We start from the raw sequence: 20,533 nt of genomic DNA, 5'->3' as shown, positions 1-20,533 counted from the left end.
CCAAGTCACAGCAACAAGATACTATGTGTCATGAAGAGATAGATCCTAATTGACGGAGTGTCATGTCCATCCTCCTCGGCGAAGCATTGAGTACCAACAGCCTGAAAGAGGCCGATCCCCGGCTGCTCACGGACGTCCCCGGCGCGCTATCCAGGCCTGTCCGATGGGTCCATTCCAGCGAAGTCCTGGATATCGCTCCGCTGCTCAGGGGCGGTGAACTCCTCCTGAGCGGCGGCCAGGCGCTCGCCGGCGTGGACAGTGAGCGGCGGAGCGCCTACGTCGCTGAACTTGCTGCCCGCCGGATTGCGGCGCTGGCGCTGGAAACAGGTCCGGCCCTCCCCGAAATTCCGGCCGCCATGCTGGAGGACGCCCAGGCCTTGGGACTCCCCATCATTGAGCTGCGCCGTCAGACGCCCTTTGTTGGAATCATGCAGGAAATCAACTCCCTGCTGGTGAGCGAGTCCGTGGAGCACCTGCAACTGGGAGACCAGGCGAGCCACGCCATGGCAGCAGAGCTCGCGCACGGGGCCGGTTTGGACCAGTTGCTCGCCGTGCTGGCAGAAAAGACCGGCGTCGGCGCCCGGTTGGTGTCGCCGTCGGGCTTGACCCTCGGGGCCGCGGGCCCCGCGGCAGAGGAAGGCGGCAGCGTTACCGTAGTGGACGTGCCGGTTCGCGGCGTCCTTGCCGCCCGGCTGGAGCTGGAAGTGCCCGACGGCGGAGACAGCGGCCTCGCGCGGGTGGCGGGGGAGAGGTCGGTGGACATCCTCGGCCTTGCCCTCATGCAGCGAATGCCCCCGGGTTTGAAGGAGATGGCCGGGCTCGAACTGATGAGGGCCATCAATTCCGGCAGCCAGCCGTGGCAGCTTCACCAATTGGGCCCTGCCTCGGGGTTCCCCGTTGACGGTGCCGTAGCCGCCGTCGTTGTCCGCTCGGCAGGGTCGGGGCACCTGCGTGCCGCGGTCGATGCCGCCCTGGCTCGCTGCGTTCGGCACAGCGCCAGCTACGCCAACAACGCTGAGCTGATTGCGCTGGCGGCCCTGCCGGAAGATGTGGCCGGTGCACGTGCCGGGTTGCTGGAAGCGCTCCGGTCCTTGGAACTGCCAACCGGCGCTGCTGTTGCTGTAGGGCCTGCGGGAAAGGGGATCGACCAGGCCTCCTGGTCATTGGCCGAGGCGCGGCTGACTCTCGATATGCCGCTCGGAATGGGGGGTGTGCTTGATGCGGAGGCGTTCGCCGTTGAGCGTCTGGCGCACGGAGCACTCGGCGCGGAGGTTCGTGAAAGGTTTGTGGCGCAGCAACTCGGCGGCGTGCTGGAACACGACCGGTTGAGGAAGTCGGCGCTGCTGCGGACGCTGACTGTGTGGCTGGATTCGGGATGCAACACCGCACAAGCGGCCAGGGAACTCCACTTGGAGCGGCAGTCCATGCACCAAAGGCTGCAGCGCATCTTTGAACTCTGCGGTGGCGATCCGAGGGGGACGGGCCGGCTGGCGGGGCTGCATCTGGCGACGAGGTTGGCCCGGCTCTAACCATCCTTAAACACCGAATCGCGGGACCACTACCCCGGTCGCCGGAAAAGAACGGCGAAGAGGCAGCGGACCCGCGAAGTCGGCCCGCAGAAGGGGAGGGCAAGGACTACTTCAACACAATCGTCCTGTTCCCATTCAGGATGATCCGCCCTTCGCAGTGCCAACGAACGGCGTTGCTCAGAGCCTTGCACTCCGTGTCACGACCGGCCGCTACGAGGTCTTCCGGTCCGAACGTGTGGTCCACCTCCACAACCTGCTGCGAGATGATCGGTCCTTCGTCGAGCTCGCCGTTGACGTAGTGCGCGGTAGCGCCCACGGTCTTGACGCCTCGTGCATAAGCCTGGTGATACGGCTTGGCGCCCTTGAAGCTCGGAAGGAACGAATGGTGGATGTTGATGGCCCGGCCGTCCAGCTTCCGGGCAAGATCGTCGCTGAGGACCTGCATATAGCGGGCAAGCACCACAAGCTCAACGTCGAGTTCGTCGATGATGTCCAGCAGGCGGGCCTCGGCGGCGGGCTTGGTGGCGGCCGTGACGGGAACGTGGAAGTACGGAATCCCGTGCCATTCAGCGAGTCCCTGGTGGTCCAGGTGGTTGGACACCACGCCCACCACGTCAATGGGAAGCTCACCGATCCGTGCCCTGAACAAGAGGTCGTTCAGGCAGTGCCCGAACTTGGAGACCATGATCAGCACTTTGCGCTTGTAGCCCTGCCGCTCCAATTGCCAGTTCATGCCGTACTTCTCGCCAACGGGAGCGAAGGAGGCCCGCAGGGTGTCCACGGTGGTGTCGTCGCCGTCGGACGCAAAATGCACGCGCATGAAGAAGTGCCCTTCGGCGCGGTCGCCGAATTGCTTGTTGTCGATGATGTCGCAGCCGTGCTCCAGCAGGAATCCGGAGACCGCGTGCACAATGCCGGGACCTTCCGGGCAGTCCAGCGTGAGCACGTGCTCCACCGACGTCCCGGAAGACACAGCGGCAGAAGGTTCAGTTTGAATGGCAGTCATTGCTAGCACTCCACTACGTTGACGGCGAGTCCTCCACGGGAGGTCTCCTTGTATTTGGATTTCATGTCGGCGCCGGTTTCCCGCATGGTCTTGATGGCCTTGTCCAGGGAGACCTTGTGGCTGCCGTCGCCATGGAGCGCGAGGCGTGCGGCGTTGATGGCCTTGACGCTCGCGATCGCATTGCGTTCAATGCACGGAATCTGCACCAGCCCGCCCACGGGATCGCAGGTCAGGCCAAGGTTGTGTTCAATGCCCACTTCCGCGGCGTTTTCCACCTGCCTCGGCGTTCCGCCCAGGACTTCGCAGAGCCCTGCGGCCGCCATGGAGCAGGCAGAACCCACCTCGCCCTGGCAACCAACCTCGGCGCCGGAAATGGAGGCGTTGATCTTGAACAGGATCCCGACGGCGGCCGCCGCCAGCAGGAACCGCACGACGCCGTCGTCGTCTGCTCCCGGAACGAACTTGGTGTAATAGTGCAGCACCGCCGGCACAATCCCGGCTGCACCGTTGGTGGGTGCGGTGACGATCCTGCCACCGGCCGCGTTCTCTTCATTGACGGCCAAGGCGAACAGGTTCACCCATTCCATGGCCAGCAACGGATCGCTGCTGTTGGCTGCCTCGGCGTCCGCAAGCTTCTTGAACAACGACGGCGCCCGTCGCCTAACGCTCAAACCGCCCGGCAGGATGCCCTCGGCAGAGCAGCCGTTGTCCACGCATTCGCGCATGACTGCCCAGATGCGCAGGAGGCGTTCACGCAGTTCCTCCTCCGAGCGCCACACCAGCTCATTGGCCAGCATGATGTCGGAGATGGACTTGCCCTCGCGTTCACAGATGGCAAGGAGCTCGTCGCCGGTGGTGAAGGGATAGGGCAGGACCGTGGTGTCCGGCACGATCTTTTCCGTGCCGGTGACGTCGCCGTCCACCACAAAGCCGCCGCCGATCGAGTAGTAGCTGCGCTCCCGCAGCACCGTGCCTGTGTGGTCCAAGGCGCGGAAGGTCATGCCGTTGGGGTGCGCCGGGAGGGACTTGCGGCGGTGCAGGACCACGTCCTCGTCCCAGTTGAAGTCCACCCGGTGGCTGCCGCCCAGGCGCAGCTCGGCATCCAGTGCAGCAGCTGCCACTTGGTCATCTGCGGTGCGGGTATCCACGGTTTCGGGGGAGTGGCCCTGAAGCCCCAGAACCACGGCCTTGTCCGAGCCGTGCCCCCGGCCGGTGGCGCCCAGCGAGCCAAAGAGCTCTGCTTGGACGCGCACCGTTGCCGGAAGTTGGCCGGACGAAACAAGGCCGTCCGTGAACTGCTTAGCCGCCCGCATCGGGCCCACCGTGTGTGACGACGAGGGCCCGATGCCGACGGAAAACAGGTCAAGCACGCTCAGTGCCATTACGGAACCTCAGGCGACGCGTACTCCCGCATTGAATCGAGGAGCCAGCGGCCCAGGAAGTCGGCGAACGACGCCCGGGGGAAGATCCGGAACGTCTGGTCGTCGGTCTTCCAGAGAACCACCGGGATGTGCCCGATTTCCGTGGACAGGGCAGTGCCTGCCTTCAGGACGCGGGGGTGGAGGTCCAGTGCGCAGCTCTTCTCGAGGACTGCGCGGGCACGGCTGCCGGAGAGTTCGAACGTGGTGCGGTTGGCGGAGAGGTCCACCACCTGGCCGGAGTCGCTGCCCAGGGCCGCGGTCAGATCGGAGACCAGGGAGCCGCCGAAGGAGTCGTGGGACTCCTCGGGAGCAACCACAAGGAACTCAGTCGGGCCGAGCCACAAGGTGCTGATGGCACCCGAGCCCGTCACCTCGCCGCAAGCGGCAGGCAAGCCGCCGGTGATCGCGGCAACCCGGGAACCGGCGTCGGACGTCTTGTTGACACGGACACCCACCTGGGTCTGGTAGGGAATTTCCTTGAGCGTGACCTTGCCGGCCACCGAACCGGCAGCGAAGGCCTCTGCGAGGTGCTGCGCCGGGCTGCGGCGGGCCTCACGAACGCGGCCTGCATTTACGGGTTGTGCGGGTGTTGCTGTCTCAGCCATCTTTGCGGGTCCCTTCAGCATCGAAAAGTACGGTTTCGCCAACAACCACGTCCACCAGCTGGTCTCCGACGGAAGCCTGGAGGGTTTCGCCGATGCGGTTGCGGCCGTTTTGGATCAGGGCCAGGCCGAACGAACGGCCCAACGCGGCACTGTGGTAGCTGGAGGTCACGAAGCCTTCCATGGGAACGGGACCGTAGGCCGGGTTGACCGCGATGCCCTTCTCAACAAGCTGGGTGCCCTCGGGAAGCTTCAACGAGTGGTCGGCAGGCAGGACGCTCACCAGGTGCTTGCGGTCCTCGCGCTTGGAGTCCGCGCGGAGGTAGGAACGCTTGCCGATGAAGTCCTTGGCCTTGGAGACGATCCACTCCATGCCGGCATCCTGCGGGGTGACCGTGCCGTCGGTGTCCTGGCCGACGATCGGGTAACCCTTCTCGGCGCGGAGGACGTGCATGGTTTCCGTGCCGTACGGGGTGATGTTGAACTCGGCACCCGCGGCAGCGACTGCTTCCCAGGTGTTGAGCCCGTACCAGGAGGGAACGTTGATTTCGTAGGCCAGTTCACCGGAGAAGGAGATCCGGCAGACGCGGGCCTGCACGCCGGAGGCCAGCGTGGTCTCGCGGAACGTCATGAACGGGAAGTTTTCGGCTTCCAGTCCGCCGTTCTCCGCCAGCTGCGGGGCCACCTTGGCGATGACTTCGCGCGACTTGGGACCGACCACCGCGATGGTGCTCCACTGCTCCGTGACGGAGGTGAAAACAACATCGAGTTCCGGCCATTCCGTCTGGTGCCACTCTTCCAGCCAGTCCAGCACCTTGGCTGCGCCGCTGGTAGTGGTGGTCATGAAGTAGGTGTCCTCATCCAGGCGGAGGGTCACGCCGTCGTCGAAGATCATGCCGTCAAGGGTGCACATGACGCCGTAGCGGGCCGAACCCGGAGCGAGCTTCTTGAACGCGTTGGTGTAGACGCGGTTCAGGAATTCGCCGGCGTCCTTGCCGCGGATCTCGATCTTGCCCAGGGTGGTGGCATCCATGAAACCGACGGAGTCGCGGACTGCTGCGCATTCACGGAGAACCGCGGTGTCCATGTCTTCGCCGTCCTGCGGGTAGTACCAGGGGCGCTTCCACTGTCCGACGTCTTCGAACAGGGCGCCTTGGGCAACGTGCCACGGGTGGATGGAGGTGACGCGGGCGGGATCGAACAGCTCGCCGCGCTGGCGGCCGGCCAGGGCTGCGAAGGCCACCGGGGTGAACGGCGCGCGGTACGCGGTGGTACCGATTTCGCCGATGCCCGGAACAGCGTCAGCGCCGCCGTGCTTGAGGGCCGCGGCGATCACGCCGATCGCGTTGACGCCGGAGGTCTTGCCCTGGTCGTTGGCGGTGCTGATGGAGGTGTACCGCTTCACGTGCTCTACCGAACGCATGCCGGCGCCGGTGGAACGGAGGACATCCGCCACGGACTGGTCGCGCTGGAAGTCGACGAAGTGGTTGTGCCACTCGCCCGGTTCACCCGTCTGGCCCGGAACCAGCCACAGCTGGCGGGTCGGGGCGGACGCGGTCGGTGCCGTGAGTTCGGACGGCGTGGTTGCCGATTCGAAGCCAGCTGCGATCGACGCCGCCGCGCCGGCGGAGATACCCTCAGCCAGGCAGTCCTGCAGTTCGTAGCTGCCGCGGCCTGCGCCCACAACCTGCTGGTCGCGGACCACGCTGGAGGGGATGAAGGCCGCGAGGTCGTCGTCCCAACGCAGTTTGCCCTGGCGCTGGCTGTGGAGGTGGACCACCGGGCTCCAGCCACCGGAAACAGCGAGGACATCGGCGGCGATCTGCTCGACGCCCGAGGTGAGTTCGCCGTCGTCGTTGATGCTGCGGACGGTCACGCCGTTCAGGCGACCGGCCTCATCCGCGCTGGTATCGGCAACTGCGCTGCCGATCAGGACGCGGAGGCCGGATTCGACGGCGGCTGCGGCCTTTTCGCTGATCTGCGGACGGGCGTCGACGACGGCGGCAACCGGAATGCCTGCTGCCTTCAGGTCCGCGGCGAGCAGGTAGGCGGAGTCGTTGGTGGTGCTGATGACGACGCGCTGGCCGACTGCGACGGCGTAGCGGTTCAGGTAGGTGCGGACGGCGGAAGCGAGCATGATGCCAGGACGGTCGTTGTTCTCGAACACCAGGGGACGCTCGTGGGCGCCCGGTGCCAGGACCGCCTGTTCAGCACGGATGTGCCAAATACGCGTGCGGGAAACTCCGGGGGCTGCCGGGACGGTGAGGTGGTCCGTGCGGTTCTGGGCTGCGATGAAGTAGTTCGAGTCGTAGGAACCGAAGGCGGTGGTGCGGTGCAGGACCGTGCACTCCTCGGCGGAAACCAGTTCGGCTTCAACGTCTGCGATCCATTCGAGGGCCGGCTTGCCTTCGATTTCTTCGGCGAGTCCCTCCGCCGTGGAGGCAGAGAGCAAGGAGCCACCGAGTTCGGGCTGGTCGTCGATCAGGATGACCCTTGCGCCGGTGCGGACGGCTTCGCGTGCTGCAGCCAAACCTGCAACACCGCCACCGACCACCAGGACGTCGGTGTGGACGTACTTCTTGTCGTATTCGGCTTTGTCCTCGGCCGGGTCCAACTTGCCCAAACCGGAGAGGAGTTCGATGTTCTGTCCGTCCACCAGGGAAACCGCCGTGGCCGGGAGCATGGACTCGGCAACGTGGCCGGGGAAGCGGGGTGCGATCTTGACCAGCGCGTTGGGCTCCTCGACGCCTGCAGCCATGATGCCGCGGGGACGGGCCTCATAGAGGGAGTTGCCGGCGTTGATGTGGCCGTTGGCCAGGAGGGCCGAGGCGATCGTGTCGCCGGGGTGGCCAACGAATTCCTGGCCATCCACGGTGAACCGCCAGGTGATGCTGCGGTCGATGCGGCCGCCGGTGGCGAGGCGGGCGTTCTTGCTGCTCACTTCCGGGCTCCTTCCGGGGAGGTTGTAGTGGTGGGGGCGCCGGGGGCGAGGCCCGGAGTGCCGGCCTGGCCTTGAGCTGATTGGGCTGCTGCCTTGGAGCCCGGGAGCTCCGGCCGCGGTGAGCCCATCGCGTAGATGGAGTGGATGTCGTAGCTCACGGTGTCGCGCAGCATATTGAACCACTGCCGGCAACCGGTGCTGTGGACCCAGCGTTCGGCAAAAGTGCCTTTGGTGTTTTCGCGGTAGAACAGGTATTCAGCCCATTCCCGGTCCGTGAGGTCGTTCGGGTTTTCGGGGTAGGGCACGTGTGCCTGTCCGCCGTAGTGGAATTCGGTTTCGTCGCGTGGCCCGCAGTTGGGGCATGAGATGAGGAGCATGTCTGTGCCTTCCTAGTGGGCCACGGCTGCGGCGCCGTGTTCGTCGATAAGGGCACCGGTCTCGAAGCGTTCCAGTGCGAAGGGCTTGTTGAGCTTGTGCGGTGCCCCCGTTGCGATGGTGTGGGCGAAAGTCAGGCCCGCTGCCGGGGTGCCCTTGAAGCCGCCGGTTCCCCAGCCGCAGTTGACGAACATGTTCTCCACCGGAGTGAGGCCCACGATCGGGGAAGCGTCCAGCGTGGTGTCCACGATGCCGCCCCAGGTACGGAGCACGTGAGCCCGGGCGAAGATCGGGAACAGCTCCACGGCTGCCGCCATCTGCTCTTCGATCACATGGAAGGAGCCGCGCTGTCCGTAGCCGTTGTAGGAGTCGACGCCGGCACCCATCACCAGTTCACCCTTGTGGGCCTGGGAGACGTACACGTGGACGTGGTTGGACATGACCACCGTGGGGTGGACGGGTTCGTGCAGTTCCGACACCAGTGCCTGCAGCGGGTGGGACTGGATGGGAAGGCGGAAGCCTGCCATCTCTGCCAGTACGGAGCTGTGGCCGGCGGCGCAGAGGCCCACCTTTTCAGTGTTGATAGTGCCGCGCGTGGTCTTGACGCCGGTGACGCGGTCGCCGTCCTTGATGAAGCCGGTGACTTCACAGTTCTGGATGATGTCAACGCCCATTTCGTCGCACTTGCGGGCGAATGCCCAGGCAACGTGGTCGTGCTTGGCGATGCCGGCACGCGGCTGGTAGGTGGCGCCCATGACCGGGTAGCGGATGTTGTCGCTCGTGTTCAGGATGGGGCAGAGTTCCTTGACCTGGTCCGGTTCCAGCCATTCGGCGTCCACGCCGTTGAGGCGGTTGGCGCCCACGCGGCGCATGCTCTCGCGGACGTCACCCAGGGTGTGCGCGAGGTTCATCACGCCGCGCTGGCTGAACAGGAAGTCGTACTCGAGTTCCTCGGGAAGGATTTCCCAGAGCTTGAGGGCGTGCTCGTAAATGGCAGCGCTCTCGTCCCAGAGGTAGTTGGAGCGGATAATGGTGGTGTTGCGGGCCATGTTGCCGCCGGCGAGCCAGCCCTTTTCCAGGATGGCAATGTTGGTCATGCCATGGTTTTTAGCCAGGAAGTAGGCGGTGGCCAGGCCGTGCCCGCCGCCGCCGACGATCACTGCGTCGTACGACTTTTTGGGTTCCGGGTTGCGCCAGAGGAAGTCAGGGTGTTCGGGGAGGTGGTCGACACTCACTGGGCTGCTCCAATCATTTCTGCTTCGAGTACGGATTCGGCGCCATTCCTGTTGTTGGAAAGGTGCGGATACAGGGGGAACTTTTCCGCCAGCGCGGTGACGCGGGTACGGAGTTCGACGGCGGTCCGGTCATCCAAGGTGCCGGTGCCGGCCGAGGCGATCAACGCCGTCGCAATAATGTCTGCAACTTCGGTGAACTCTTCGGCGCCGAAACCGCGGGCGGCCAATGCCGGGGTGCCGACGCGGAGTCCCGAGGAGACCATCGGCGGACGGGGGTCGAAAGGAACTGCGTTGCGGTTGACCGTGATGCCGATGCGGTGCAGGGCATCTTCGCCCTGCTGGCCGTTGAGTTCGGAGTTGCGAAGGTCAACCAGGACCAGGTGGACGTCGGTGCCACCGCTGACGACGGAGATGCCGGCGGCTGCAACGTCTTCCTTGAGGAGGCGCTCGGCCAGGATCTTGGAGCCTTCGAGGACGCGTTCCTGGCGTTCCTTGAACTCAGGCTCTGCTGCGAACTTGAAGGCGACGGCCTTGGCGGCGATGACGTGCTCCAGCGGTCCACCCTGCTGTCCGGGGAACACTGCGGAGTTGACCTTCTTCGCGATGTCGGCGTCGTTGGTGAGGATGACGCCGCCGCGGGGTCCGCCGAGGGTCTTGTGCGTGGTGCTGGTGACGATGTGTGCGTGGGGGACCGGGCTCGGGTGCAGTCCTGCTGCCACCAGGCCGGCGAAGTGGGCCATGTCCACCATGAGGTAGGCGCCAACGGAGTCGGCGATGCGGCGGAACTCCGCGAAGTCCAACTGGCGGGAGTAGGCGGACCAGCCGGCAACGATCAGCTGCGGCTTGTTCTCGAGTGCAAGGCGCTCCACCTCTGCCATGTCGATGGTGTGGGTGTCTTCCCGCACGCTGTATGGAACGACGTTGTAGAGCTTGCCGGAGAAGTTGATCCGCATGCCGTGGGTAAGGTGTCCGCCGTGCGCGAGGTTGAGGCCCATGATGGTGTCGCCCGGCGTGATCAGCGCGTGCATGGCAGCGGCGTTGGCCTGGGCGCCGGAGTGCGGCTGTACATTGGCGAATCCGGCTCCGAAGAGCGACTTCAGGCGGTCAATGGCCAGCTGTTCGATCACATCAACGTGTTCGCAGCCGCCGTAGTAGCGCTTGCCGGGATAGCCTTCGGCGTACTTGTTGGTGAGCACCGAGCCCTGTGCCTCCATGACGGCGGTGGGGGCGAAGTTCTCTGAAGCGATCATCTCCAGCGTGGACTGCTGGCGGATGAGTTCCTGGGCGATCGCCTGATCAACCTCCGGGTCCGCTTGGGCGAGCGAGCGGATCAGCGGTTCAACCATGGTGTTCTCCTTAGAAGTACTTGTAGTTGCTGACTGTTAGTCAACTAATATATTAGAACTGATGCCATGGTATGTTGGAGATCACATAGTCGTCAACAGGTCCGCGGCAATTCGTCCAGCAGACTGGGAAATACGACCACGGGGAGTAGGCCATGAGCACAGCTTTGGAAGCACTGGAATCCGCTCCGCAGGGGGCATCCCTCGCGGAGAATGCCTACCTGCTCCTGCGCGACAGGCTCATCATGCTGGACATCAAACCGGGCGATCCCATCAATGACGGCCAGATCGCGGCCGAGCTCGGAATTGGCCGCACGCCCGTACGCGAGGCAATCAAGAGGCTTGAGAGCGACCACCTCGTGGTGTCCTACCCCCGCCGTGGCACGTTTGCCACCGGTGTGGACATCACCCAGCTCGCGGAAGTCTCCGAGATCCGTGAGTTGTTGGAGCCATTGGCCTCGCGCAAAGCGGCGCGGATGGCCAGCCCTGCCATGCGGGACGAGTTGCGCGCCGTGGCCGCGGCCATCCGTGACCTCGAAGGCCAGGACGCCTCCTCCAAGGAACTCATGCGCTACGACATCCAGGTGCACCGGCTCATCTACAAGGCCTCGGCCAACGCCCACCTTGAGGACGTCCTGATCCGGTACGACAACCTCGCCACCCGTATCTGGTGCCACATGCTGGAAAAGATGCCCTCGGTTTCCGGGCACATCTCCGAGCATGCCGAGCTCCTGACTGCCATAGCCGACGGCGACGAAGAACTCGCTGCCAAACTGGCCATGCACCATGTGGTGAGCTTCGAAGAGACCATCCGCAAGGTCCTCTAACCCACCCCTCTATCACCTCCCGCCCCTCTATCACGTCCCACCCCTTTTGCCGGCTTGCTCTATCACGTCCCACCCTTTTTGCCGGCTTGCTCTATCACCTGGCTGTACCCCCGCGCCGCGGGATCTGAACTTCTCGTGGGGCTGCGTACCGCCACGACCCACATTGGGCCGTCCTGCCCGCAGGTTCCCCCAATTTTCCGGCGTGTCACCGTCCGGCGCCTTCAATGTGGGTCGTGACGGAACGGGCCGGCGGCACTGTTACTTCCTGCCGCCGTCGTCGTCCGACGCTCTATCACGTCCCACCCTTTTTGCCGGATTGCTCTATCACCTGGCTGTATCCCCCGGGTCGCGGGTGATCTGAACTTCTCGTGGGGCTGCGTACCGCCACGACCCACATTCGGCCGTCCTCCCCGCAGGTTCCCCCAAATTTCCGGCGTGTCGGCGTCCCCTGTCCTCAAAGTGGGTCGTGGCGGAACGGGCCGGCGGCACTGTTACTTCCTGCCGCCGTCGTCGTCCGACGCGCTATCACGTCCCGCCCTTTTTGCCGGCTTGCTCTATCACCTGGCTGTACCCCCGGGCCGCGGGATCTGAACTTCTCTTGGGGCTGCGTACCGCCACGACCCACATTCGGCCGTCCTCCCCGCAGGTTCCCCCAAATTTCCGGCGTGTCGGCGTCCTCTGTCCTCAAAGTGGGTCGTCGCGGCACAAAACGATTGCACCCCACCGCCCCGTCACGCCAGGCCTGCTCTCTCGGTCTGGCGTAGGGCTCGACAGTCGGCCTCTACCCTTCCTGGCAGCTGCGTCCTGAACATTGGCAAGCAGCGGGGCGAAACGGCCGTGACTCCGAGGCATGACTTGTGGTTGCCAACCTGGTCGGCTTTGGCCTCAGCCCCTCGTTGCCCGGCGCTCTCCACTAGTTGTTTACCGCCGCCAGGGTTCCGGGATGTGAGAGAGGAAGGTCCAAAAAGGGGGTGGGATGTGAGAGAGTGGGGTTAGCCTCTGTTGGTGGACACCTGAAGTAGCGGGATCCTGGGATTCTGCGGGAAGGTGTTCTTGTGAGCACGACACGACGTAAATTCACTCCGGAGTATCGGCGGGAGGCTGCACGGCTCGTTATCGATACCGGCAGGCCGGTAGCGCCGGTGGCTAGGGAACTCGGGCTTGGAGAGCAGATGTTGGGCCGGTGGGTGGCTCAGGAACGGGCACGTCTGGCGGCCCCGGAAGAGGTCGCGGCGGCCGAGACAGAGAAGTCGGAGTTGGAGCGGTTGCGCCGGGAAAACGCGCAGTTGCGGATGGATAACGAGTTCCTGGGAAAAGCCGCAGCCTTCTTCGCCTCCAAGCAGCAGAATCGGAATGCTTCGAACTGATGGAGGCCGAGAAGGCTAACTACTCGATCCAGCGGATGGCCAGACTGCTGGGCGTGTCACGATCGGGGTTTTACGCTTGGCGGCGGAGGACCTCCGTGAGGTCACTGCGGACGGTGGTCCGGGCTGAACTGGATGCAAAAGTCCGGCGGGTTCATCAGGATTCGACCGGAGTCTATGGGGCGCCGCGGGTCCGGGCAGCGCTGGCCAGGAACGGGACCGGCGTTGACCGGAAGACCGTCGCGGCCTCGATGCGTCGGCAGGGTCTGGAAGGGATCTCGCCGCGCCGGTTCCGGCCCGTGGCCCCGATCGGTGAGGGGCGGGTCCATTCGATCCCGGATCTGGTGGCCAGGAAATGGGACACCGGTGTGCTGGACGCGGTCTGGATCTCGGATATCACTTATCTTCGTACCGGTGAGGGCTGGGTGTACTTGTGCGCAGTCAGGGACGGTTGCTCGAGGCGGGTGATCGGCTGGGCAATGGACTCTACCCAGTCCAGCGCTCTGGTCGAACGGGCCCTGCGCATGGCCTTCATTCTGCGCGGCGGCGGCCCGGCCGGGGTCGTCTTCCACGCCGACCGGGGCACCCAGTACACCTCCACCCAGCTCAATGACGTCTGTACCGGGCTTGGTATCCGCCAGTCCGTTGGGAGGACGGGCGTGTGTTGGGACAACGCGATGCAGGAATCGTTCTGGTCCACCCTGAAAGCGGAGTTCTACGACCGGCGCCGGTGGGCAACCAGACAGGACGCCATCCGGGCCACCGGCCGCTGGATCGAGGAGTTCTATAACCGCACCCGCCTCCATTCAGCACTGGGCTATAACACCCCCGTGGAGCACGAACTGCTGCTCACCACGGACCAACCTCAGCCGGCACAAGCCGCCTGACCAACTGTCCACAGCTTGCGGGCAACCCCAAGAGGAAGGTCCAAAAAGGGGGTGGGGTGTGAGAGAGGAAGGTCCAAAAAGGGGGTGGGGTGTGAGAGAGGAAGGTCCAAAAAGGGGGTGGGATGTGAGAGAGGAAGGTCCAAAAAGGGGGTGGGGTGTGAGAGAGGAAGACCAAAAAGGCGGTGGGATGTGAGAGAGCGTTCGGGGATGGCGGGAGATATTGGAGGCATTTATGCCCAGCGTGCGCCTTTCGGTGCAACTACGTTGATACAAGTGCAACAACAGCAGTCGAGGGAGATTGGGGGCACTCTCCTGCCCGTCGTCGATGGAACGTAGCGACGACATTTCTCGGACAGTTCACGGGCAGAAAAAATTCACCCTTGACCGTGGTCCCGCCCACACTTAGTCTGGTGCAACAGCGTTGCGTTCAATGCAACCCAATCAACTTGGTGGAACATGAGTAACGAATCCAACCCGGTGGCGGACGTATCGGAAGACCTGTCCAACGGCGGACAGGGAACCACACCCGCCCCCAAAATTTCGGTTAGCAAGGACACTCGACGTCGCGTGGTCACGGCTAGCTTCATCGGCAACTTCGTCGAATGGTTCGACTACGCCGTCTACGGCTACCTTGCCGGAATCATCTCGACCGTCTTCTTCCCGGAGTCCGATCGTCAGACAGCACTCCTGGCAACGTTCGGCGTCTTTGCGATCTCCTTCTTTGTGCGACCCATTGGTGGTTTCATCTGGGGCCACATCGGGGACAGGATCGGACGCAAGCAGGCGTTGTCCCTGTCCATCCTGCTGATGTCGGTTGCTACTTTCTGCATTGCACTGATCCCGGGATACGCAACCATCGGCGTCATGGCGCCGATCCTGCTCCTGCTGGTCAGGGTTGTGCAGGGATTCTCGGCAGCAGGCGAATATGCAGGAGCCTCCGCATTCCTGGTGGAGTACGCGCCCGCACATCGGCGCGGACTCTATGCCGCCGTCGTACCTGCAAGCACCGCGGCGGGACTGCTGCTGGGGTCGCTTCTGGCCGCGCTGCTGACCTCCGTGATGAGCGCGGAGCAGCTCAACGAATGGGGCTGGCGCCTTCCCTTCCTCCTGGCAGCGCCCATGGGCCTGATCGGCCGGTACATCCGGACGAAACTGGAGGATACGCCCGCCTTCCGCGAGCTCGCCGAGACAGACCACGCAGTCAAGGCCCCGGCATTTGCGATGTTCAGGACCTACCGCAAGCAGCTCGTCATCGCTACTGGAGCGGTCTTGCTGAATGCCGTCGGCTTTTACGTCATCCTCAGCTACATGCCCACGTACCTCTCGGAGGAATTGGGATTCGGTGCGGCGGAATCGTTCCTCGCAACCACGATTGCCCTGGCCAGCTACATCGGCTTCATCTTCCTCACGGGCATTGCTTCGGACAGGTTCGGCCGGAAGAAGATGCTCATCATCGCAGCGGTGCTGTTCAGCGTCCTGACGGTCCCGGCTTTCATGCTGCTGGACTCCGGAAGCTTCGCGGTGATTGTTTTCGTCCAGATCCTCCTCGGCGGCATGCTCACCCTGAACGACGGAACCCTGCCCAGCTTCCTGGCGGAACTCTTCCCCACAAAGGTTCGCTACACCGGGTTCGCGGTTAGCTTCAACCTCTCCAACGCCCTGTTCGGTGGCACGGCCCCGTTCATGGCTACCCTCCTCATTGGCATGACACACAACCAGCTGGCACCCGGCTGGTACCTGGTCGCCGCCTCCCTTGTTTCCCTCATCGCAGTCCTCTTCGCCGCAGAGACTTCCCGCAAGCCCCTGCAGCAGGACTGAAACAACCACACCCCATTGAAAGGAAAGAATCATGACCATCACGCAGAACGAGGCTGTCAACGACGTCGCCAAGCTCGAGCGCCTCAAGGTCCTCAACAACGGTGAGAAAGTGTCGCTGACCTTCTCCGACGCCGAGTTCGAGCGCCGTCTCGCCGGACTCCGCAGCATCATGGCAGAAAAGGACCTCGACGCCGTCGTCCTCACCAGCTACCACTCCATCAAGTACTACTCCGACTTCCTCTTCACCTACTTCGGCCGTTCTTACGGGATGGTGGTCACCAAGGATGACACCGTCACCATCACGGCAAATATCGACGCCGGCATGCCTTGGCGCCGCAGCTACGGCGAGAACCTCGTGTACACGGACTGGCGCCGCGACAACTACATCCACGCCATCCAGGAAGTCCTGCGCACCCGCGGCATCAAGCCGCGCCGCATCGGCGTCGAAGATGACTCCTTGCCGCTGGACAACCGCAACAAGATCCAAGCGGCGTTCGCCGATGCAACGCTGGTGGATGTTGCCCAGGCTGCGATGCGTCAGCGCATGATCAAGTCCACCGAGGAAATCGAGGTCATCAAGCACGGCGCCCGCATCGGCGACCTTGGCGGCGAGGCCATCCGCAACGCCATCACGGCCGGAATCACGGAGTACGAAGTCGCTTTGATCGGCACCGAAGCCATGGTCCACGAGATCGCCCGGACGTTCCCGAACTCCGAAATCCGCGATACGTGGGTGTGGTTCCAGTCCGGCATCAACACCGACGGCGCCCACAACTGGGCAACCACCCGCAAGATCCAGGAACACGACATCCTGTCCTTGAACTGCTTCCCGATGACCAGCGGCTACTACACGGCGCTAGAGCGGACCCTGTTCTACGGTGAGCCCGATGCCCGTTCGCTGGAGCTGTGGAACATCAACGTCGAGGTCCACAAGCGTGGCCTGGAACTCATCAAGCCCGGCGCCGTTTGCAAGGACATCGCTGCCGAACTGAACGAGATCTACGTCAGCCACGGACTCCTCGCGAACCGGACCTTCGGTTACGGTCACTCCTTCGGTGTGCTGAGCCACTACTACGGGCGTGAGGCCGGGCTGGAACTCCGTGAGGACATCGAGACTGTGCTGGAGCCGGGCATGGTGGTCTCGATGGAACCGATGATCACAGTGCTGGACGGCCAGCCCGGTGCCGGCGGTTACCGCGAGCACGACATCCTGGTTGTGGGCGAGGACGGCGCGGAGAACATCACCAAGTTCCCGTTCGGCCCCGAGTACAACATCATCGGAGCCTAGCGTGGTGCGGCCGGCGGACGCAGTGCACGGCGTCCGCCGGCCGTCCCGGCCCAGTGCCGGGCAAACCGGTACCGGTTCAACCGCTGCAGCGAAATATAGTGAGACCCATGACTCCCACCGAATCCACCGAGACTCCTGACGGCAGCAACACTAACGGCGACGGCAAAGGCACGTCGGTCATCGTTAACGCCATTGCCGTGCTGAAGAGTTTCAGCGCCGAGGAACCTTTGCTCGGAGTCACTGAGATTGCCGGCCGCGTCGGACTGCATAAGAGCACCGTTTCGCGGATACTGGCCACTTTGGAGCAAGAGGGTTTGGTAGAGCGCGACGTCGATTCGCGCAGGTTCCGCTTGGGGCTGGGAATGATCGCCATGGCGGGCCCCCTCCTGGCGGAACTCGAAGAGCGGCGCGTGGCCTATCCCGTCCTCCGCGAGTTGACCGAGCGGACAGGCGAGACCAGCGCACTCATGGTGTGGAACGGCGTCGAATCCATGTGCGTGGAGCAGATCCCGAGCCGGCACCAGGTGAAACACCTTGCCCCGCTGGGGGCGCGCTACAGCGAAGCGTTGAGTTCCTCGGTCCAGGTGTTCCTCGCCGCCGAGGACCAGGACCGCGTCCGGAGTCTCCTCCGCAGCGGTTCGGTCACACTGCCCAGCCTGGATGCCGACGCCGTTGAGTCGTACCTCCGGCGTCTGGAGGAAACATCGAAGCGCGGATGGGCCGTCAATTTTGGGGAAACCTCCATCGAGGAGGTTGGGGTTGCCTCGCCCGTTTACGATCACCGCGGCGACATCGTGGCTTCGGTGCTGATCCCGGCCCCGAAGTTCCGCGTCTCGCAGGACACCCTCAACAGTCTCGGAGAAGCCTGCGCGGATGCGGCGGCCAAGGTGACGTCGCGCCTGGGTGGGCGCCCTCCCGCCTGACGTGGCCCCAGGCCACCGTCGAGATGGCAAATGATGACAGTCCGAGGCCGCAACATACCTATTAACTGCCATCTCGGCGTGAGGGCCAACTACTTGACCTGCGCCGTTCTCCTTCCTAGGGTGTTGTGAGAAAACGTTTTCTTGCCCTTGCTTGTCCATGCCGGAGTGCCTCAGGCGCTCCCGGACTGGGTCACATTGTTGTGCCCAGGGAAGGATCATCCATGCAGAGAACCCACAAGAGAGAACGCCTGCGAAGGGTCGGCGTGGCCACCCTGGCTACAGCGCTGGGCCTGGCGTCGCTGACGGCGTTGGGAAGTCCAGCCGTAGCCGCTCCCGCGAACAAGCCCGGTTCAACGGACAGCCCGGCCTGCTCCAGCGCCAGTGTCCAGCTCAGCGCCGCCACCGGCATCGCCCCGCAGAACCTTTGCGTTCCCGCCGAAGCGACGGAGCACAATAAGACCTTGCTCGTCTGGAACAAGCCAGGTGTATACGACGACGTGGTGGACTATCGCGTCTATATCAACGGTCAACCGCTGGGCACGGCCGAGGAAAATGCGAAGACCCATTCTCCAGCCCAGGACTACATTGATGCTTTCCGGGCTGCGGACCGGGACGGGTTCCATGCGAAAACCGTGGCCCACAACTTCACGGTCACGGGGCTGGCGCCACGGACCACCTACCAGTTCAGCGTCACCGGCATCAGGAAAGACGGAACCGAGACCCCTTCGAGTGGTCCGATCACGGTGACCACCACTCCCGAACGCCACCGCGTGAACATCGCGCACCCCGCCTACAAGGCCGTGGGTGACGGTCAGACCCTCAACACCAAGGCAATTCAGAAGGCAATCGATACCTGCCGGACGCCGGGCTGCACGGTGGTGGTTCCAGCGGGCACCTTTAAAACGGGTGCCCTGTTCCTGCATTCGGATATGACGCTGGAACTGGCAGAAGGCGCACGGCTCTTGGGTTCGGACAGGCCGGAGGATTACCCGCTGGAAAAGGGCTATTACCTCTATCCCGTCCCCGACCCCGCTCCCGAAGAAACCGAATACCGGAACTTCCGCAGGCCGCCGTCGCTCCTTAACGTCCTGCCGGCAGACAATGGGCGTTCGGCAGAAGGCCGTGAGCCGGGAGCTGTCGCGAAGAACGTTCGCATTACCGGCAAGGGCGTCGTGGACGGCAACGGGTGGAAGCGGACCGCGGAGGGCTCCATCACGGACGAAGCGGGAAATGTGCTTCCGCAGTACGTTGCCAGTTCGGCCGGCAAGGTTCTGGATGACGGTCTCCTCGCCGCGGCCCAATTCCGCAATGCCAAGGAACACCCGGAGTTCCTGACGGGAGTGGTCAATAAGCCGGAAACGCTGGAGGATTCCGTGCTTTACGGCCAGTACCGCTCAAGCCTGATGACCTTCATGGGCGTGGAAGGCCTTTACCTTGAGGGAATCACGGCCGATAACCCGGCCTTCCACGGCGTGATGATCCTGGACGGCCAAAACACTACGGTGAACGGGATGCGCCACACGACGTACAACACCAACAACGGCGACGGTTTGGAATTCGGTGGCACCAGCAACGGCATGGTGCTCAACAACTTCTTCGACACCGGGGATGACCAAGTCAACTTTGCTGCCGGACAGGGAAAATACGGCGCACAAGGACGGCCCAGCGAGGACGTCTGGATCTTCAACAACTACATGCGCATGGGGCATGGCGGAGTTGCCGTAGGTTCCAACACGGCGGCGTGGGTTCAGCGCGTCCTTGCCGAGGATAACGTCATGTACAAGGTGGAGACCGGCGGACTGCGCATGAAGAGCACCTCGGACATGGCAGGCGGCGGACGGGATTTCCTGTTCCGTGATACGGCCATGGCCTGCATGGGGAGCAGCGCGTTCATCATGACGCTCAGCTACAACCAGTCGCCGTCGGGGTACGTCGCAGCAGATTCTGCGACTTTCAAAAACGTGAAGGTCAAGAATGTGTCTGTGGACGGCAACAACTCACCCACGTGCGGCATGGCCGTCTCCGACAGCAAGCCGGTGATCGACATCCAGGCGGGGCCTGCCCTGGGTGAAGGGACGGCCACGCTCAGCGGGTTCACCTTCCAGGATGTGGTGTTCCGGAACGTTAATCCCACCAACATCAAGGGCCTCACGGATTCCGCGTTCGACGGGGTGACGTTCCACAGCGTCCGGAACAACGCCAACCCCTGGCGCTTTGACGGCTACTCCACCGGGAACACGTTCACGAATGTGAGCCCGTCCGTCAAGTGATGCCGGGCTGGCACTTAGTGACGCACAACAGGACGGCGGCCGCCCCGAAAAGGAAGCGGCCGCCGTCGTGATTGTTGCGGTATTGATTAATGAGGAATGCGCTACATTGCCTTCCTTGAGGTGGTCTCATCCATAGCGTCCCTGCCCAACCACGCGCCCAAGCCAATCATGGCCACGCCAAGCACAAAGTGCAGCCAGTTGTCGGCGGTGTTGAACGGAACAAAGTTGGCAGCGGTTTCCTGGTTGATGACCAGGCCGTAGATCCAAAGGACGATGTACACGGCACCGCCACCCAGGAGGAACAGGCGAGCCATGCGGCCTGTCCTCGCCATGGCCAGGCCGGCCGCGCCAAACAGCAAATGGACGATGTTATGGAGTATTGAAACTTGGAATATTCCAAACAACATGGCGCCTGATTCATGTCCGGCAAAGGTCATGGCGCCGTAATTGGTGGTGATTCCCGGGATGAACCCAAGAACGCCTACCAGCAGAAATACAATGCCAACGCCCAAGGCGGTGTTGTGGAGCGTTAAACCCATCGCATGGTGATGTGCTGGGTGCGAAGCGGTGGTCATAAGTCCTCCCTATTCACGCTGTTTTCCGGCTCTTCTCATGGAGAGCCGGCCCGCGGCAAGGGGTGTCGGAAAACCTTGCCGACGCCGCCATAATACTCCTGAAATGCCGCTGATAGCAGGGGAAAGGGC

The 20,533-nt window shown here is 63.5% G+C and carries 15 protein-coding genes; 7 read left to right on the top strand and 8 right to left on the bottom strand.

Translation table 11 applies throughout. The annotated features are described in order from the left end of the window. The first annotated feature begins 62 nt into the window (after nucleotides 1–62). On the top strand, nucleotides 63–1,529 hold the full coding sequence (locus QN084_RS08805; RefSeq protein ID WP_021473923.1) for a PucR family transcriptional regulator: 1,467 nt from the start codon (nucleotides 63–65) through the stop codon (nucleotides 1,527–1,529). A 106-nt stretch (nucleotides 1,530–1,635) separates the two neighbouring features. Here the strand turns inward: QN084_RS08805 and purU are convergent, their stop codons facing one another. From purU to glyA, 7 genes are read right to left on the bottom strand one after another with little or no spacing between them, the layout of a single operon-like run. Beyond that, entirely contained in the window at nucleotides 1,636–2,535 is a 900-nt protein-coding gene (gene purU / locus QN084_RS08800) for a formyltetrahydrofolate deformylase (RefSeq protein ID WP_021473924.1), read from the bottom strand. A gap of 2 nt (nucleotides 2,536–2,537) precedes the next feature. Continuing rightward, nucleotides 2,538–3,917: an L-serine ammonia-lyase gene (locus QN084_RS08795; RefSeq protein WP_021473925.1), complete on the bottom strand. Its 1,380-nt coding sequence runs from the start codon at nucleotides 3,915–3,917 to the stop codon at nucleotides 2,538–2,540. Beyond that, on the bottom strand, nucleotides 3,917–4,561 hold the full coding sequence (locus QN084_RS08790; RefSeq protein ID WP_069696238.1) for a sarcosine oxidase subunit gamma: 645 nt from the start codon (nucleotides 4,559–4,561) through the stop codon (nucleotides 3,917–3,919). Before QN084_RS08790 ends, QN084_RS08795 begins: the two co-directional genes overlap by 1 nt. Then, a complete protein-coding gene (locus QN084_RS08785) occupies nucleotides 4,554–7,499 on the bottom strand; it encodes a 2Fe-2S iron-sulfur cluster-binding protein (protein ID WP_069696239.1) in 2,946 nt (981 codons plus the stop codon). Before QN084_RS08785 ends, QN084_RS08790 begins: the two co-directional genes overlap by 8 nt. Further along, nucleotides 7,496–7,876, bottom strand: a complete 381-nt coding sequence (locus QN084_RS08780; RefSeq protein ID WP_021473928.1) for a sarcosine oxidase subunit delta — start codon at nucleotides 7,874–7,876, stop codon at nucleotides 7,496–7,498. Before QN084_RS08780 ends, QN084_RS08785 begins: the two co-directional genes overlap by 4 nt. Nucleotides 7,877–7,888: 12 nt before the next feature. Further along, a complete protein-coding gene (locus tag QN084_RS08775; protein ID WP_021473929.1) occupies nucleotides 7,889–9,109 on the bottom strand; it encodes a sarcosine oxidase subunit beta family protein in 1,221 nt (406 codons plus the stop codon). After that, nucleotides 9,106–10,455 (bottom strand): serine hydroxymethyltransferase, encoded by a 1,350-nt coding sequence (glyA, locus tag QN084_RS08770; RefSeq protein WP_069696240.1) that lies wholly within the window; start codon nucleotides 10,453–10,455, stop codon nucleotides 9,106–9,108. Before glyA ends, QN084_RS08775 begins: the two co-directional genes overlap by 4 nt. Nucleotides 10,456–10,607: 152 nt before the next feature. Between glyA and QN084_RS08765 the strand changes: the two genes are divergently transcribed. The 6 genes from QN084_RS08765 to QN084_RS08740 all read left to right on the top strand — a co-directional run bounded on the left by QN084_RS08765 (nucleotide 10,608) and on the right by QN084_RS08740 (nucleotide 19,829). After that, on the top strand, nucleotides 10,608–11,279 hold the full coding sequence (locus QN084_RS08765; RefSeq protein WP_062098360.1) for a GntR family transcriptional regulator: 672 nt from the start codon (nucleotides 10,608–10,610) through the stop codon (nucleotides 11,277–11,279). Between the two features lie 1,055 nt (nucleotides 11,280–12,334). Continuing rightward, nucleotides 12,335–13,530, top strand: a protein-coding gene (locus QN084_RS08760) for an IS3 family transposase (protein ID WP_259362723.1) whose coding sequence is annotated in 2 segments (ribosomal slippage) — nucleotides 12,335–12,602 and nucleotides 12,602–13,530 — 1,197 coding nt in all. Because the reading frame shifts where the segments join, the coding sequence is not laid out codon by codon here. Between the two features lie 456 nt (nucleotides 13,531–13,986). Further along, entirely contained in the window at nucleotides 13,987–15,348 is a 1,362-nt protein-coding gene (locus QN084_RS08755; RefSeq protein ID WP_069696252.1) for an MFS transporter, read from the top strand. 31 nt (nucleotides 15,349–15,379) lie between these two features. Then, complete coding sequence (locus QN084_RS08750) at nucleotides 15,380–16,636, top strand: aminopeptidase P family protein (protein ID WP_062098358.1); 1,257 nt, start codon at nucleotides 15,380–15,382, stop codon at nucleotides 16,634–16,636. 107 nt (nucleotides 16,637–16,743) lie between these two features. Next, nucleotides 16,744–17,559 (top strand): IclR family transcriptional regulator, encoded by an 816-nt coding sequence (locus QN084_RS08745; RefSeq protein WP_021473934.1) that lies wholly within the window; start codon nucleotides 16,744–16,746, stop codon nucleotides 17,557–17,559. A 221-nt stretch (nucleotides 17,560–17,780) separates the two neighbouring features. Beyond that, nucleotides 17,781–19,829 carry a glycosyl hydrolase family 28 protein gene (locus QN084_RS08740; protein ID WP_069696253.1) on the top strand — a complete coding sequence of 683 codons (2,049 nt, stop codon included), beginning with the start codon at nucleotides 17,781–17,783 and terminating at the stop codon, nucleotides 19,827–19,829. A 101-nt stretch (nucleotides 19,830–19,930) separates the two neighbouring features. Here QN084_RS08740 and QN084_RS08735 read toward each other — a convergent pair whose 3' ends face one another. Then, nucleotides 19,931–20,404 carry a DUF4383 domain-containing protein gene (locus QN084_RS08735; RefSeq protein ID WP_021473937.1) on the bottom strand — a complete coding sequence of 158 codons (474 nt, stop codon included), beginning with the start codon at nucleotides 20,402–20,404 and terminating at the stop codon, nucleotides 19,931–19,933. Between the last annotated feature and the right edge of the window lie 129 nt (nucleotides 20,405–20,533).

Origin of the sequence: Paenarthrobacter sp. R1, assembly GCF_030264015.1 — a bacterium.
GTDB classification, from domain to species: domain Bacteria; phylum Actinomycetota; class Actinomycetes; order Actinomycetales; family Micrococcaceae; genus Arthrobacter; species Arthrobacter ureafaciens.
The sequence above is the reverse complement of the archived record's forward strand: the minus strand, read 5'-3'. Positions and strand labels throughout refer to the sequence as shown.

Excerpts from the sequence above, each read along its gene's own strand:
- QN084_RS08805 (WP_021473923.1), top strand. The coding sequence starts at position 63 with ATGTCCATCCTCCTCGGCGAAGCATTGAGTACCAACAGCCTGAAAGAG.
- purU (WP_021473924.1), bottom strand. The coding sequence starts at position 2,535 with ATGACTGCCATTCAAACTGAACCTTCTGCCGCTGTGTCTTCCGGGACG.
- QN084_RS08795 (WP_021473925.1), bottom strand. The coding sequence starts at position 3,917 with ATGGCACTGAGCGTGCTTGACCTGTTTTCCGTCGGCATCGGGCCCTCG.
- QN084_RS08790 (WP_069696238.1), bottom strand. The coding sequence starts at position 4,561 with ATGGCTGAGACAGCAACACCCGCACAACCCGTAAATGCAGGCCGCGTT.
- QN084_RS08780 (WP_021473928.1), bottom strand. The coding sequence starts at position 7,876 with ATGCTCCTCATCTCATGCCCCAACTGCGGGCCACGCGACGAAACCGAA.
- glyA (WP_069696240.1), bottom strand. The coding sequence starts at position 10,455 with ATGGTTGAACCGCTGATCCGCTCGCTCGCCCAAGCGGACCCGGAGGTT.
- QN084_RS08765 (WP_062098360.1), top strand. The coding sequence starts at position 10,608 with ATGAGCACAGCTTTGGAAGCACTGGAATCCGCTCCGCAGGGGGCATCC.
- QN084_RS08755 (WP_069696252.1), top strand. The coding sequence starts at position 13,987 with ATGAGTAACGAATCCAACCCGGTGGCGGACGTATCGGAAGACCTGTCC.
- QN084_RS08750 (WP_062098358.1), top strand. The coding sequence starts at position 15,380 with ATGACCATCACGCAGAACGAGGCTGTCAACGACGTCGCCAAGCTCGAG.
- QN084_RS08745 (WP_021473934.1), top strand. The coding sequence starts at position 16,744 with ATGACTCCCACCGAATCCACCGAGACTCCTGACGGCAGCAACACTAAC.
- QN084_RS08740 (WP_069696253.1), top strand. The coding sequence starts at position 17,781 with ATGCAGAGAACCCACAAGAGAGAACGCCTGCGAAGGGTCGGCGTGGCC.
- QN084_RS08735 (WP_021473937.1), bottom strand. The coding sequence starts at position 20,404 with ATGACCACCGCTTCGCACCCAGCACATCACCATGCGATGGGTTTAACG.